Below are 15,758 nucleotides of genomic sequence, written 5' to 3'. Positions count from 1 at the left end.
CGTCCTTTCCTTTAAAGGTGCACTCTTCAGACAAATTCCGACTACTGATAATGAGGAAAACGAGGTTCGCCACCGATTACCTTTTTCATATTTTCAGAGAGGCAATGCCAATTCCCGAACAATGAAATTTCATTTGTTAAAGCAGACGGTCCTATGATCGTACCATCCTCAATCACAGTATTAGATGCGATAATCGCCCTTTCAATTCTTACATTTTTACCGATTTTTACGTTTGGCATAATAACGGAATCTGTAATGACAGAGCCAGCCCCAATTTGCACGTCATAGGACACGACAGAATGCTGAATGTTTCCGTATATAAGTGAGCCTTCATTAACAAGTGATTGGGTAACTCGAGCTTCTTTGGAAATGTATTGAGGTGGATGGTTGGCATTCCCCGCATATATTTTCCAATAAGGATCATCCAATTTTAACCCGCTGCTGTCCTCAAGGAGATCCATATTTGCTTCCCACAGGCTTTCGACAGTGCCAACATCCTTCCAATAGCCATTAAACTGATAAGCATACAGTTTTCCTTGATCAGCTAGCATTTTTGGAATAATATCCTTGCCAAAATCATTGGAAGAAAGTTGATTCTCCTCATCCTCGAGTAAATAGCTTTTTAGCATTTTCCAATTAAATAAATAAACCCCCATCGAAGCAAGATTGCTTCTAGGAAAGGTTGGCTTTTCCTCAAAGTCTATTATTTTGCCTGAATCATTTGTATTCATGATCCCAAACCGAGTTGCTTCACTCCAAGGTACTCGAATTACGGCGATCGATGCATCTGCACCTTTTTCAATATGATAGTGAAGTAATCTCGTATAATCCATTTTGTATATATGATCGCCAGAGATCACTAGAACATGTTCTGGATCGTATTTATCAATGAACTGGATGTTTTGAAATACTGCATTAGCTGTGCCTTTATACCAATGTCCGCCATCTTTTGCCTTATATGGAGGAAGCACGGAAACTCCACCATAAGTTCGATCTAAGTCCCAGGCCCTTCCACCTTTAACATAATCGTTCAAAACATGAGGTTCATATTGTGTTAAAACTCCTACAGTATCAATGCCTGAATGAGTGCAATTGCTTAATGTAAAGTCAATAATTCGATATTTTCCGCCGAATGGAACGGCTGGCTTTGCGATTTCTGTTGTTAATTCATTTAGCCGCGTTCCTTGCCCGCCCGCAAGTAGCATAGCGATCCATTTTTTAGACATATTTAATACCACTCCTCCGTCTTTTTTTTGTTTGTTTCATCAATATAGTCATTCCAAGTGGGGGAACGGTAACCTTCATACTATAAGGTTGATTATGATAAGGCTCTTTATCCACTTTAATCGTTTTTGAATTAATTTGATTTGAACCTCCGTATATTCCGAGATCACTGTTAAAAACCTCAATGTAAGATCCGAGAGATGGGACACCAATCCGATATTGTTCGTAAACATTGACGCTAAAGTTACAAATGATGAGACAATAATCCCCTTTTCTCCTGCCCTTCCGCATAAATGTAATGACATTCTGTTTTGAATCATGCGGATCAATCCACTCAAATCCATCCTGTTCATGATCCACTCGCCATAAGCAACTTGTATTGTTATAAAATTGACTTAACGCTTTGAAATATATATGAAATTGACTGTGAGAATCGAAGTCTAAAAGATTCCAATCAAGCTCCTCTAAATCCTTCCATTCGTCAAATTGAGCCAATTCATTTCCCATAAACAACAGCTTTTTCCCTGGATGAGTGAAGAAGTAACCAATTAATAAGCGAAGCTGAGCAAACTTTTCCAGATAATCTCCTGGCATTTTATTGAGCAATGACCGTTTTCCGTGTACGACTTCATCATGCGAAAACGCCAAAACAAAGTTTTCGGAAAATGCGTAAAGGAAGGAAAAGGTCAATAACTGATGATGGTCAGACCGTTCTTCAAAACCCATTTTCATATATTTTAAGACGTCATTCGTCCAACCCATATTCCACTTATAATTAAATCCAAGCCCGCCGTTATAGGTTGGAGAGGTTACTAGTGGATAATCTGTTGCCTCTTCAGCCATCATCAAAACGTGCGGATACTTTTCAAAAACAACTTCGTTTAACTTTTTAATGAAAGCAATTGCTTCAATATTTTCTTCTCCTCCAAGATGATTTTTTATTAATTGCGCCCCAGCATTATCATGATTTAAATAAATCATGGAAGAGACTGCATCTATTCGAAACCCATCAATATGATATTTTTCTAACCAAAACAGAGCATTGGAAATAAGGAAACTTATAACTTCTGGCTTGCTGAAGTCAAAATTATAAGTACCCCAGTTTAATCGTTCAGCCCTTTCCGGATAAATTGGTTCATATAGAGGAGTTCCATCAAATCGACCTAGACCATGTGCGTCTTTACAAAAGTGAAGAGGAACCCAATCTAGAATGACACCTATTCCCTTTTGATGACAGCGGTCTACAAAATACATAAAATCCTCAGGAGTTCCGTAACGACTTGTCGCGGAATAGAATCCTGTAATTTGGTATCCCCATGATCGATCAAAAGGATGTTCCATTAGCGGCATACATTCAATATGGGTATATCCAAATGATTTTACATAATCAATCACCTCATCAGCTAATTCACGATAGGTATAAAAGTCTCCACCTTCCTTCCTTTTCCACGATCCGAGATGCAGTTCATAAATGAGCATAGGCTGGTGATAGTGATCACACGTTTTTCTACGCTTCATCCATTTTTCATCTTTCCATTTATATGTATCCAATTGATAAATGATCGAGGCTGTTTCTGGACGCTTTTCAGAGTAAAATGCATATGGGTCCGCTTTGAGCACAACTTCCTTTGTTGCCGTTTCAATCGCATATTTATAAAGCATTCCTTCTTTTAACCCTGGAATAAATAACGTCCATAATCCTGAATTACTCACACGATTCATCCTGTCATGTGAATGTTGCCACTCGTTAAAATCTCCAACTACTGATACGTTTAACGCATTGGGTGCCCAAACTATAAAGCGGACACCTTTTTTGCCATTCATATTCATGATATGAGCACCGAGCATTTTATAAGACTCGTAAAGGGTTCCCTCGTGAAAAAGATAGCGATCATACTCACTCGGGAGGATCTTTTCTAGTTTATCTACCATGACCTGCAACTCGACACCTCCACTATCTTATTTATTTACTTACAAAATTATTCATAATTTACAATTTGATTCTTTTTTAAATCATGTAATATTCATATTTCGGTGTGAAAAATGCGAATCCTTCGATGAAAAAACACTAGTTTTGTCAATTATTAGGGGGAGTGGATTTCTAGGCTTTGCCACCAACGTAGCAGATCAAAAAAACAGCATGTGAAATCTCTATTTCACATGCCGTTGTTAGGAAACGATCCTAATGTATTTGTTTTTGTTCCAGCTCCATAACACTTAAAAATAAATAAGAAAGTGAGACTGACCATGCGAGTGGTGTATTAACATTAGCGATATTTTTCCCACCAATATACAGTTCAGGAATCTCCCAGTTATCAGGAATATTTCGCATAGTTTTTTCTACATATGCTTCTGCTACTTCATCCATCCCTAGCTCTCGATAGCAAAGCCCTAACCACGGGAAGCCAAAGCACCATTCTGCTTCTCTTCCTTCATTGTAATATTGGTCGTGTTCATAACGAATACAGCCTCTTTCACGTTCAAGCCGGCTAGTTACACGATTAATAATTTGTAAGGCCATCTCTCGGTCAACGATGCGATACGGAAAGATTAAAGAAAGAAGAGCCAAGTCCACTTCCTTTGTCTCGCTTTCACATGGTAAAAGGCCCCGTAACGTTTCCTCACCTTTTTGAATTAGCTCCTCTTTTACATTCACAAGCATTCGAACAGCTCTTACCCCCGCTACACAGGCTCCTACGCTGGATGCATGCACTTCAATATTTTCTTCCCACATCCCGTTATCTTCCGCCTGCCAATATTGCAAGTTTTCGAGATATTCAACTAGCTTTTGAACGATTCGCAAATCAGATGAATCTCTAATTACCCTTTGCCCATGCCTGACACCTTCCCCTACTCCCCAAAGAAAAGCACCAATAGCATCGTTTTGGGCATGCCCCCATTCAACATGGATTTCCTCAAGTTCTGTCGAATATCGTGAGTGTATATACTCATATAAATAAACTGGTTTCTTTTCTATATGAATATCAATTTTCCATTCATAGCTTTTAAATAGGTCAAACAACGCATGGTAAGCTGCCTCATAACGTTCTGATCGCTTATATAAAAACGGCAATACCGTATAAAAAATATCTCGAATCCATACATAACTATAATCGTCTGAAAGGCTAGCCGTATACGCCCCGCTCGGGAGACGCATCTTATCCAACACGTGAACTGCTTTTTCCAAATTCATGTGAACAAGCACCTCCAATGAGTATTCATCTATTCTCATTGTTAACATTCCCGCCTTTTATAAACCTTCCCTTATACAATATTCACGAATGGACAAATGGTGATTGGTGCCTTGAGTGATCGGTGCCTGGCACACAGAAAAGCAGAAGGCAGCGTTTAGCGACGTACAAACTTCCTAGCTTCTGACGAGATAAGTGTTTGGTGCCAAGTGTTTGGTGCCTGGCACGACCCGAAATTTGTCGAAATAGTTCATGTTGACAAATAGGTTAGGAAAGTAATATCATTTAATTGAACAGTGGTCAAATTAGGAGGATGAAATGTCACCGCGTAAATCTGTACAGCAGGAATTAACTCGAGACATGATTATGGATGCAGCACGGGATTTATTTATTGAAAAGGGATATCAGCAAGTTTCAATGAGGCAAATTGCCAAGGTGTTAGGCTATAGTCATGGCGCTATTTATTACCATTATAAAAATAAAGCCGAATTGTTTTACGCATTAGTTGAGGAACATTTTAATATGCTTGAACTTGAGCTAAAACAAATTATGGAAGAATCATTAAAACCACATGAAAAATTACAAAGTATTTTACTTGGCTACATTAAATTTGGTCTTACCCACCAAAGTCATTACGAGATTATGTTTTTAATTAAAGATGAGGAAGTTCGCAATTTTATTAACCAAGGTCCTAATAATACGTATGAATTGTTTGCCAAAAGCGTCCAAAGCTTGTGCAACAAACAATTGACAGTCCAAGAGATTTGGTCGATCTTCCTCTCTTTACATGGCTTCGTCACTCATTATTTACGACATGTCGTAGGATTTGATGAAGTAAAATCGTTAGCACAGTTACATGTGGATTTCCTTTTGAAAAGTCTTTCTTTAAAAAGTAAAGTATGAGGCTTGTCCTCAGCTTACTTTTTTCTCTTAATTTGAACAGTGGTCAATAAAATAAAAAGGGGTTTTATAATGAAACATGCACTTGTATTAGGAGCTTCTGGAGGGATGGGATATTCCATCGTTCATGAGCTTGTGAATCGTGGAATTAAAGTCACCGCATTTGCACGTTCAGAGGAAAAGTTGCAAAAATTATTTAAAGGATTGAATTTAGTTACCATACAAAGTGGCGATATTTTTGATATGAACCAATTAGTTACTGCAGCAAGTCAGGTAGATATTATTTTCCAATCAGCTAATCTCCCTTATGAACAATGGAGTGAGAAACTGATTCCCTTTTATAAAAATGTCATTCAGACTGCGGAGGTAACCGGAGCTAAATTAGCCTTTGTAGAGAATATTTATGCCTATGGAAAATCCGCTAGTAAAAAAGTCACGGAAACAATGAAAAAAAACCCTCATACTAAAAAGGGGAAAATTCGCCTACAAGTTGAAGAGCTTGTAAAAAAGACGAATGTGGAAACGATCATTGCCCATTTTCCTGACTTTTACGGGCCAAACGCTGAAAATTCAATTTTACACTATACCTTGAAAAATGTTATTCAACATAAAACGGCATACTTTGTTGGTGACCAACGAATTGCTAGAGAATTTATTTATACACCAGATGGAGCAAAGGCTCTTGTCAATCTCGCTTTGGAAGATACAGCATACGGTCAAAATTGGAATATACCCGGTTATGACGTGATTACAGGCGATCAACTCGTAGCAATTTTGCGAAACTTGCTTGGGTATAAAAAGCCTGTTTTTACAGTTACAAAAGGAATGATTAAAATGTTAGGCTTGGCTAACCCTACCATGCGGGAAGTTGTGGAAATGTTCTATCTAAATGAGGAACCAGTTATTCTCAACGGGGCTAAATATGAAAAAGAAATTGGTCCCCTGCCCCGAACATCATATCAAGAAGGACTAAAACAAACCGTTCATTACATGGCAACTGGTACGTTTCAAAAGGCCTAATTATTCTCGCCCTCGTTTTTAGTGACAAAGTGGGATGGTTTCCCAGATACTTTCTCCATATAATAGCCTTTATATTGCTAAAAAGAGGTGCAAGCATGAAACTCAAACAACATTTTATTTTGTTTATCGTATTCGGTATGATTTTATTATCAGGATGCTCCTTAAGTTCTTCAAAAGATAAAGAGCCCGATAATGATACCAAAAAGCAAGAAGAAGCAGCTAATGGTCAAAATGAACAAGATCAAGAAGATACAGAGAAAAATGATACAGACGCGAACGAAGATGCGGCAAAAGACGATGAAAATGCAGCGAAAGATCAAGATGATGAAGCAAATAAAGATACAGATGATAGTAAATCCGATACAGAAAATGCAAATACGGACGCAAACACTACGTTTGAAGGAATTTCTTTTGCTCTTCCTGAAATTGCTGAACAAATTGATATTCCTGATCAAGGAATGCCAGCAGAAGCCTATATTCTTAACGAAGAAGACGGCACTAACTTTAATGTAATTGTTGAAACTTTACCAAGTGCATTAAGTTTAGATACTTACATTGAATTAGCAACAGCCCAAACTGGTTTCGATTATGAAAGTATAGAGAATTATAGTTCCAATGGTATGGAATGGAATGAAGCTATTAGTAAGAACGAAGGATACAAATTAAATCAAAGAACTTTCGTTGTCGACGATAAAGCTTATATTTTCTCTTTTGCTAGTTCTGATGGTAGCTATGATGAATTCCTACCTGTTTTTGAAGATATTACTAAATCCGTTGTCGTTAACGACTAATTAAATAATATAACGACTGTAGTCCTCTGCTCTTGAGCAGAGGACTATTTATATTTTGAGGACTTGGTAGAACTTCCAGTTAATCCCCACCTTATTCATGCGAATTATATGCTATAATAAAGGGATGGGCCAATTTTTATTTAGAAAGAAGGATTTATTTGAAACCAAAGTTATGGACGAAGCAATATATTTTAATTGTGAGTATGACTATTTTATTTTTCCTTAGTATGCAGTCCCTTTTAGGAGGCTTTCCTATTTATGTGGCTAATGTAACTCAAAATCCTGCTAGCGGTGGCTTAATGACAACTTCCTTTATGCTTGCGGCTGTTTTATCAAGGCCGTTTATAGGAGTCATGATGCCAAGAATAAATATGAAAAAATGGTTAGGAATATCTCTTTGTTTCACCATTTTAACAGTATTTTTTAGTTACTTTATCGAATCTCTTTCACTTTTAATAATCGCGAGAGTTTTGCAAGGGATCGGATTTGGATTCATCACCACTTTATTCGCGACATTCGCAACTAACCTAATTCCAATGTCTAGAATTGGTGAGGGGATCGGCTATTTCGGAATGTCTACAAGTATTGGGTCCACCATTGGGCCGATGATTGCCATTTCAATGATTCATTCCTTTTCTTTTCATTTAGTTATATGGGTATCCCTTATCATACTAAGTTTAGTTCTACTTGGAAGCCTCCTTGTAAAAAACACTATGCCCCCTTCGCAACCAACAAATAGTGAAGCCAAAAATTCCTTTATTCAATCAGCTTTTGATCGAAAAGCCTTTTTACCTTGTTTCCTAGTTATGCTATTTTACATTACCTTTGCTGGAGTTGTGAATTTCTTAGATGGCCTGGGAGACTCAACTGGCTTAGGCGGAAAAACATCAATTTTCTTCCTTGTCATTGCTGTGATGCTTGTTATAACCCGACCATTTTCTGGAGTCATCTTTGATCGATTAGGTCATAAATATCTTATATATCCCGCAGGCTTGGCAGCGATTGTAGGACTCATCCTTTTGGCCAAATTGGAAAACTTCTATACATTAATCATTGCGGGTATTTTTTATGGAATTGCCTATGGTGTCATGCAGCCTACTTTTCAAGCTTGGGCTGTTAGCCAAGTTCACCCAGACAAAAAGGCTACAGCCAATGCTATGTCTTTAAGCTTTATGGATTTAGGTCAAGCGATCGGCGCCTTAGCATTAGGTCAGGCTGTAGGTGTTATAGGATATAACTCCATGTATGGAATAGCTGCCTTGATGGCCGCCGTTATGCTTGTACTTTACTTTTCTATTCATATGGTCATGAATGTAAAACGTAAAAAAAGAGCTACGTTACTCAATTCTTTTCAAAAAGTAGAATCAAATTCGTAGAAGGACAAGAGGAAATCATTCTTGTCCTTCTTGTTTTTTATGGATAAAGCCTTGCGATAATCTACTCTAAAGGTCATGCTTCATACTTACTAATCTTTCAAAAAATTCAGCATTTTTATTGATGTTTTACCATTAATTGGATATTATGAGGTGGCATGTATCAAAACTCTATCTTTTATCAAGCATCTTAGATTTTATTTTCAGCTTATCATGATTATAAAAAAGATAGTCTTAGGAGGTGCTTGAAAGTTTAAAGTTAAGCCTCCCGCAAAATGGGAGAGTTGAAATAACTAAAAGATGAGGAGTAGATCAATGAATAAGGTAGCTTACCTGCGTATTTTGTCAGCAATTATGATTATTTTACTAGTTTTCCCTACATCCGCGTTACATAGTTTAGCCAATAGCCATCAAGAGGTAAATAAAAGTGTTCCTCCGCTGCTAATAACAGAAATTGTTCCGGATTCTACCGACATTGGAAATGCTGATGGATTTGAGTTTATTGAAATCTATAATAATACGAATCAAGTTTTAAACTTTCAGGATTACCAGATCATTTACCGATATCCGGTTGGTCCGGAAAATGACCTTTATTGGATACCAAAAACTAGGGATGTCGACATAAACCCTAAAGAAACCCTAGTTCTATGGATAGAAAACGCAGATAATTTAAATTCCACCGTTGAAGACTTCAATGCGAATTATGGGTCGAACTTAATTGAGGATGTAAATATAGTTAAAATGCCGGGTGGAATGTCTAACCAGCGGATGAGGGATATATTGATCCGTACGAATACGGGTGAAGAGATTGTTATGGCCCAATATAATAAAGCAACATGGGATGTCCAAGAAAATATGGGAATCTTTTATCAATACCCACAGGATGGATCTAATGAAATGGTAAAGGTAAGTGCGGGGGAAAAAGCGGCAACTCCGGGAATAGCAGAGCCTGAATTAGTACCAGTAGAACCAATCGATTTAGACCCTAACCTTACTCCAACCATTGAGAACAAAACTCCATCGTCTCAACCACTGGATCGTGTAGAGATTATTGCGAGTGGAAAAGATGATTTTCTTTTAAGCTCCATGACTTTGTATTATAAGGATGTTAATGCCACGGAATTTAATACGTTAAGTTTGCAACTTAATCCTGAAGACGGTCTTTATCATCATACTGTTCCCGTTCAAGATGTCTTAAAGACAGATGAACTAGAGTACTATCTAGAAGCATCTAATGGATTGAACATTGCTAAAACGGATATTTTTAAAATGCAAATCACCGAAGCAACAAGTACAGATATCCCCCCGCTGCTTATAACAGAAGTTGTACCAGATTCATCGAATTTGAATGGGGCAAACGCTTATGAGTATATTGAAGTTTTTAATAATACAGATCAGCCGATAAACTTCGGGAACTATCATATTCTTTATCGCTATCCTTCCGGTTCCCACGCCGTCTGGTTTGAAGGTTTAGACCATATTACTATTCAACCTGGTAAAGCTTTCGTGCTTTGGGTTGATAACGGCAAAAACTTAGAAGCAACAGTCGATGATTTTAATACAAACTATGGAACAGATCTCATAGAGAATATTGATATCGTAAAGGCCCCTGCTGGTGGCGGAATGGCGAACACGGCAGAACGTGACTTAGTGATTGCTACGAAAACAGGAGAAGAAATTGTCAGCGCCGGTTATTACAAGGGCGAAAAGGACGTATTTAAAAATATGGGAATCTTCTACCATTTCCCAATCGGCTCTAATCAAATGATTCATTATAAATTTGGAGAGCCTGCTACACCTGGCACAGCAGAGAGCGAACTTATTCCAAGTGAGCGCGTGGTCGTTAATCCAAATACAAGACCATCGATCACTAATAAGACAAAGGAAAAAATGGCTAAACCTGGAGAAAGTGTTGTTCTACTTGCAGATGCTCAAGATGATTTCTTAGTGACCAACATGAAAGTATTTTATAAACAAGCACAAGATCAAGAATATCAATCTATTACTTTAACAAAAAATGGACAAGACGGTTTATTTCATCACCCTGTCATACTTTCAGAAGATAGCCATGCTGGTAATTTAGAATACTACTTCGTCGCCTCTAATGGATTTGGCGAAACGGAAAGCGAGCATTTCCAAGTTACACTTGAAGTTGAAAATAAACCAGACAAACCAGAGCTTCAAGCTCCTGAAACTGGGGCAAGTGATATAGAGACCCAAGCCGAATTGAGTGTGAAAGCCTCTAATCGTGAAGGTGGAAAGTTGGATGTCCATTTTTATCAAGGCTGGTCTACTAACACGTCTAAACAAGAGCAAATTAAAGTTTTCTACGGTGCGGCAGATATTGAACCTCCTTCCAGCAGGGTTCCTGACGGAGAAGAGGAATTAACAGAAGAGGAATATCTTAAATTAAGGGCTATTAATAATGAAAAAATTACAACAGAATCTGAAGAGCAATTTCCCTATCATCGATTTGAAGTAACTCTTGATAAAGAAGCTCTTTCAGCTGATCAGGTCGAGCTTAAATGGCATGGCTCTTCACTTGAAGGGCGCAAGGTTAGTATGTATGCCTGGGATTATGAGGCCGTCCAATGGATACTAGTTGACAAACATATCGCTAAAACAGAAGAAGGCTTCAGTCTTATAGGGGAAGTAGCTGTCTCAAACTTTACTCGTGATGGAATGGTTAATATCCTTGTTCAAGACGAAATTCCACCAAGGGATGAGTATGACTACACGTTTGTATGGTTATCAGACACTCAATTTTATACGGAAGTATTCCCTGAATTATATGAGTCACAAGTTGATTGGATTGTTCAAAACAAAGAGGAAATGGATATCAAATACGTCTTCCACACTGGAGATATTGTTAATACGTATAACCAAATGTATCAGTGGGAATTTGCAGATCAGTATATGCAGAGATTAGAGGATGCTAATATCCCTTACGGTGTACTCGCTGGTAATCATGATGTCCAATTACAGCCAGAAATCGATTACGCCAATTATTACCGCTATTTTGGCGAAGATCGCTTTATCAATCAGCCATATTATGGAGAGTCTTACTTAAATAACCGAGGACACTATGATTTAATCTCCTCACACGGAACAGATTTCATCATGATCTATATGGGGTGGCAACCAACAACGGAAGGAATAGCATGGATGAATGAAGTTCTAGCGCAGTATCCTGATCGCTTTGCTATTTTAAACTTCCATGAATATTTACTTGCCAATGGGCAACGCTCAAACATTGCAGAAAGAGTTTATCAAGAAGTTATCCTTCCTAATGAAAATGTAAAAATGGTATTGGGCGGTCACTACCATGGAAGTATCCACCAAACTCGGATGATGGCTGAAGCAGATGAAAATCTTGTTCGTGTAGCAACAGAGCGAATTGATGATACGGGAGATGGGAAGCCAGATCGTGTCGTTCACCAATTGTTAGGGAACTTTCAAGACGCCCACCGTGGTGGCGACGGGTATATGAATGTAATGAATATTGATGTCAGCAACAATATGATTTACGTCAATACGTATTCACCTGAATTAGATTCTTATGATTTATTCCCGCCATATACACTTGAGCTAGATTTAACTCCAAAGAAGAAGAGTGTCTCGACAGATTTCTTCGAAGTTAATGTATATACGGAAAAGGAAATTGGCACAGTTAACAATGTAGAAAATGGCGATGATGCGACATTACTTTGGGAAAATCTTAATCCTGACCAAACATACTATTGGTTTACTACTGTTCAAAATGAAGCCGGGGAAGTCGCGGTATCAGACATGTGGCATTTTACAACAGCGAAAGCAGAAGATGAAATAGTTGAAATTAGTCTGATTCGCAGCTTAGTAGATGAATATATTCAATCTGGTGAAATTGAAGGCCCGCTCACTAATCAATTAGCTAATACAGCAAGACAGGCAGAACATCATTATCAAAAAGGAAATAAAAAACAAGCGAATAAATTTTTAGACAAGTTTATCGAAACTTTAAATAAGAAACAAATGCAAAAACACATCTCTCCTGAAGCAAAAGCCACACTCGTGCAAAAGACAAACCAATTGCTGGAGAAGTGGCAGAAGCTTTAAAGGAAACGATCATCACTCAAATGTTTGAGGGGTGATTTTTTATATTTAACATAAAGTACAACCTCATATATTTACCCCCTCATCGTTTAACTATTCTCCGTCCTTTCTGCATGATCATTTTCTTATTTAGCTAGTAGAGTAGTAAAAATATTTTAACAAAGGGGTTGACATGGATAATATTCCCAACTATTATTACTGATAATGATATTCATTCTCAATTAATATCATTATCACAAAATAAAAATCACTTTTATACAGGGGGGAATCTTTTTGAAAAAAGGCTTATATATTTTTTGCCTTGTTGCTTTAGCATTACTATCTGCATGCTCATCAAGCCCATCAGAAGCAGAACAGAGGAAAGAGCCTGAAGTGAACAAAACAGATGATACAAGTTCTAAGGAGACTAAAGAGCCAGATAAAACATATACGTTAGAAAATGATGGGGTAGATGAATCAGCCTATAAGGAAGCATTAACACCATTTCCTACTGAGATACCAGAACGGATTATTACAACATCCGTCCCGATAACGGAAATGTTATATTTACTCGATATTACTCCAGTAGGTGTCCCTACATCTACAAATCCAATACCAAGTGAATTTGATGAAATTGATCGAATTGGTTCACCTATGCAACCCGATTTAGAAGTAGTGACAAGTCTCCAACCAGATCTCCTGATTGGTGCAAAATCTTTACAAAGTTCACTAGAAAAAAGTTTAGAAGGCATTGAGTTAGAAACGGCCTACTTAAAAACCGATTCTCTTGAGGACTTAAAACTTAGCTTCAAGGTTCTAGGAACATATTTTAATAAAACAGAGGAAATGAACTCAGTATTAAGTAAAATTTTGGATGAGGAAAACGAATTAGTTACAAAAGCTGAAGGCCAGGAATTACCGAGAGTCATGCTTATTATCGGAACTTCTGATTCATTTATGGTAATGAGTGAAAATTCATATTTAGGTAGTATTGTGAAAAGGGCAGGCGCGGATAATATAGCTACTTCTGTACTGAAAGTGGAAGATACGTATTCTCCAATCAATATGGAGGATGTGGCCGTTGCAGATCCCGACATCATTTTCGTACTAGCTTCTGGGGATCATGGGGCATCAGAGGATATGTTCAAAAAGGAAGTGGAAAGCAACGATATTTGGACTAAGCTCTCCGCTTATAAAAATGAGCAGATCCATATTCTAGAACATGACATATTCGGTGTTACTTCTATTATGAATGTGGAGGAAGCTATGACACGAATAGCTGACTACCTTTACTAATATAGTTTGAGTAGATACAATCGGCGCTGATTGTATCTATTCAAACATCTGACAATCTCTGAAAATAGCATTCATGAATGAGGGTCTATAGATGACAGTTAAATCACGAAATGGAACAATCATCATTTTGACATTTTTATTAGCTTTTACAGCAGCCATTATAGCAATTGGTTTAGGCAGTGTGAAAATCCCGATTCCGGAGATATTCCAAACACTTTTCGGCTCATCCTCCACTTCTGTGAATGATACGATTATATTGGATATCCGCCTTCCTCGCGTCCTATTAGCGATGATTATTGGTGCAAATATTGCTGTTTCAGGTGCATTGTTGCAAGCCGTGATGGGGAATCCATTAGCAGACCCTGGATTGACAGGAGTAACAAGTGGAGCAGCCGTCTGTGTGCTAATCATCTTTCTCGTCGCACCCGAATATACGGAATTCATCCCACTTGCCGCCTTTTTAGGAGGTCTTATAGCCGCTACAATTGTCTATCTGCTTGCTTGGAAGAAGAATGGAATATCCCCGATTACGATTATTTTATCTGGTGTTGCGGTCAATGCCCTTTGCGGCGGGGGAATTGGTTACTTATCGATCCTGTATAGTGACCGCCTTCCCTCCGCTCTCCAATGGTTAAATGGAAGTTTGGCTGCTAAAGGAAATAATTCACTTTTTATGGTTTTACCGTACGCAATTATTGGCTGGTTTTTACTCATATTTGCGATACGGAAAGCAAATGTTATTCGTATGGGCGATCAAGTCGCAGCAAACCTTGGTGAAAATGTAAGTCGAATTCGCATTCTCTTATCTTTATTAGCTGTCTTTTTAACAGCTATTTCTGTCGCAGCTATTGGTATGATTGGATTTGTCGGCTTAGTAGTTCCCCATATTGCTAGATTATTAGTTGGGTCAAATTATAAATATTTATTACCAATGAGCATGGCGCTCGGTGCCTTAATCCTGCTTGTAGCGGATACGGGGGGACGAACATTATTCTCTCCATTGGAAATTCCAGCTGGAATCCTAATGTCTGTTATTGGGGCACCGTATTTTCTCTACCTGATGAGAAGGAGTGTATTTTAATATGATTACGGTTGATTCCATTTCGATTAGGTATGAAAAAAATGATATTATTCGCAACTTTTCATTCTCTGTTCAAAAGGGTGAAATCGTATCTATTATTGGACCTAATGGGTCAGGAAAATCGACATTATTAAAAGCCATTTCGAAGTTTATCCCCTACCATATGGGAAGCGTTAAGCTTGAAGGGATAGAGTTGAGATCGATAAAGTCTAAACAATTGGCCCGAACAATGTGTATGTTAAGTCAAAAAAATCAAACGCCAAGTGATATGAATGTCATCGATCTTGTCTCCTTTGGAAGATACCCACATAAAAAATGGCTTGAAAAATTAAATAACGACGATATGGACATCGTACATTGGGCACTTGAAAAGACACATTTATCAAATTATAAAGATCGATTAGTCAAATCATTATCAGGGGGTGAATCCCAGCGTGCCTGGATCGCTATGGCACTTGCTCAGCGTCCCAAAATTCTATTGTTGGATGAGCCAACAACTTATCTAGATATTTCTCATCAACATGAAGTTTTAGAACTTGTTCGGGAATTAAATCAGGAAATGGGCATGACTATCGTGATGGTCTTACACGACCTTAATCAGGCGTCTCGCTACAGTGATCAGGTTGTCGTTGTACAATCGGGGGAGAAAGTCATGCATGGTACACCCGAATTGGTCATGACAAGGGCAATGATAAAAGATGTTTATCAAATGAACGCTGAAGTCCAATATATTCCGTTAGAAAAAGGGCCAAGAATCCATCTGTTAAGTACAGCGAAATAAAAGCTATCAATCATATAACCTGGGAGTGTG

General features: G+C 38.0%; 11 protein-coding genes. 8 read left to right on the top strand and 3 right to left on the bottom strand.

The genetic code is table 11. The annotated features are described in order from the left end of the window. Nucleotides 1–41: 41 nt before the first annotated feature. From BN1243_RS14700 to BN1243_RS14690, 3 genes are all read right to left on the bottom strand, one after another. A complete protein-coding gene (locus tag BN1243_RS14700) occupies nt 42–1,226 on the bottom strand; it encodes a glucose-1-phosphate adenylyltransferase (RefSeq protein WP_062108001.1) in 1,185 nt (394 codons plus the stop codon). Further along, nucleotides 1,219–3,156: a 1,4-alpha-glucan branching protein GlgB gene (gene glgB, locus BN1243_RS14695; RefSeq protein WP_062110653.1), complete on the bottom strand. Its 1,938-nt coding sequence runs from the start codon at nt 3,154–3,156 to the stop codon at nt 1,219–1,221. Before glgB ends, BN1243_RS14700 begins: the two co-directional genes overlap by 8 nt. A 250-nt stretch (nt 3,157–3,406) precedes the next feature. Further along, nucleotides 3,407–4,417 carry a glycoside hydrolase family 15 protein gene (locus tag BN1243_RS14690; protein ID WP_062107999.1) on the bottom strand — a complete coding sequence of 337 codons (1,011 nt, stop codon included), beginning with the start codon at nt 4,415–4,417 and terminating at the stop codon, nt 3,407–3,409. A gap of 316 nt (nt 4,418–4,733) precedes the next feature. Here BN1243_RS14690 and BN1243_RS14685 point away from each other — a divergent pair, with 316 nt between their 5' ends. From BN1243_RS14685 to BN1243_RS14650, 8 genes are all read left to right on the top strand, one after another. Further along, nucleotides 4,734–5,318: a TetR/AcrR family transcriptional regulator gene (locus tag BN1243_RS14685; RefSeq protein ID WP_062107997.1), complete on the top strand. Its 585-nt coding sequence runs from the start codon at nt 4,734–4,736 to the stop codon at nt 5,316–5,318. A 51-nt stretch (nt 5,319–5,369) separates the two neighbouring features. Continuing rightward, nucleotides 5,370–6,335 carry an SDR family NAD(P)-dependent oxidoreductase gene (locus tag BN1243_RS14680; RefSeq protein WP_326569866.1) on the top strand — a complete coding sequence of 322 codons (966 nt, stop codon included), beginning with the start codon at nt 5,370–5,372 and terminating at the stop codon, nt 6,333–6,335. Between the two features lie 95 nt (nt 6,336–6,430). Further along, nucleotides 6,431–7,126, top strand: coding sequence for a hypothetical protein (locus BN1243_RS14675; RefSeq protein ID WP_062107993.1), 696 nt, complete (start codon nt 6,431–6,433; stop codon nt 7,124–7,126). Nucleotides 7,127–7,284: 158 nt separating this feature from the next. After that, nucleotides 7,285–8,502 carry an MFS transporter gene (locus tag BN1243_RS14670; protein ID WP_230200210.1) on the top strand — a complete coding sequence of 406 codons (1,218 nt, stop codon included), beginning with the start codon at nt 7,285–7,287 and terminating at the stop codon, nt 8,500–8,502. A 312-nt stretch (nt 8,503–8,814) separates the two neighbouring features. Continuing rightward, the gene (locus tag BN1243_RS14665) at nt 8,815–12,594 is read left to right on the top strand and encodes a lamin tail domain-containing metallophosphoesterase family protein (protein ID WP_062107990.1); all 3,780 of its coding nucleotides are present in this window, start codon (nt 8,815–8,817) and stop codon (nt 12,592–12,594) included. A gap of 270 nt (nt 12,595–12,864) precedes the next feature. Then, a complete protein-coding gene (locus BN1243_RS14660) occupies nt 12,865–13,866 on the top strand; it encodes an ABC transporter substrate-binding protein (protein ID WP_062107988.1) in 1,002 nt (333 codons plus the stop codon). Nucleotides 13,867–13,957: 91 nt separating this feature from the next. Next, nucleotides 13,958–14,947: a FecCD family ABC transporter permease gene (locus BN1243_RS14655; RefSeq protein WP_062107986.1), complete on the top strand. Its 990-nt coding sequence runs from the start codon at nt 13,958–13,960 to the stop codon at nt 14,945–14,947. A gap of 1 nt (nt 14,948) precedes the next feature. After that, nucleotides 14,949–15,728 (top strand): ABC transporter ATP-binding protein, encoded by a 780-nt coding sequence (locus tag BN1243_RS14650; protein WP_062107984.1) that lies wholly within the window; start codon nt 14,949–14,951, stop codon nt 15,726–15,728. The last annotated feature ends 30 nt before the right edge of the window (nt 15,729–15,758 follow it).

The sequence above is a fragment of the Bacillus niameyensis genome (assembly GCF_001375535.1).
In the GTDB taxonomy this organism is placed as follows: domain Bacteria; phylum Bacillota; class Bacilli; order Bacillales; family Bacillaceae_C; genus Lederbergia; species Lederbergia niameyensis.
This window is presented reverse-complemented; position numbering and strand designations above follow the sequence as displayed.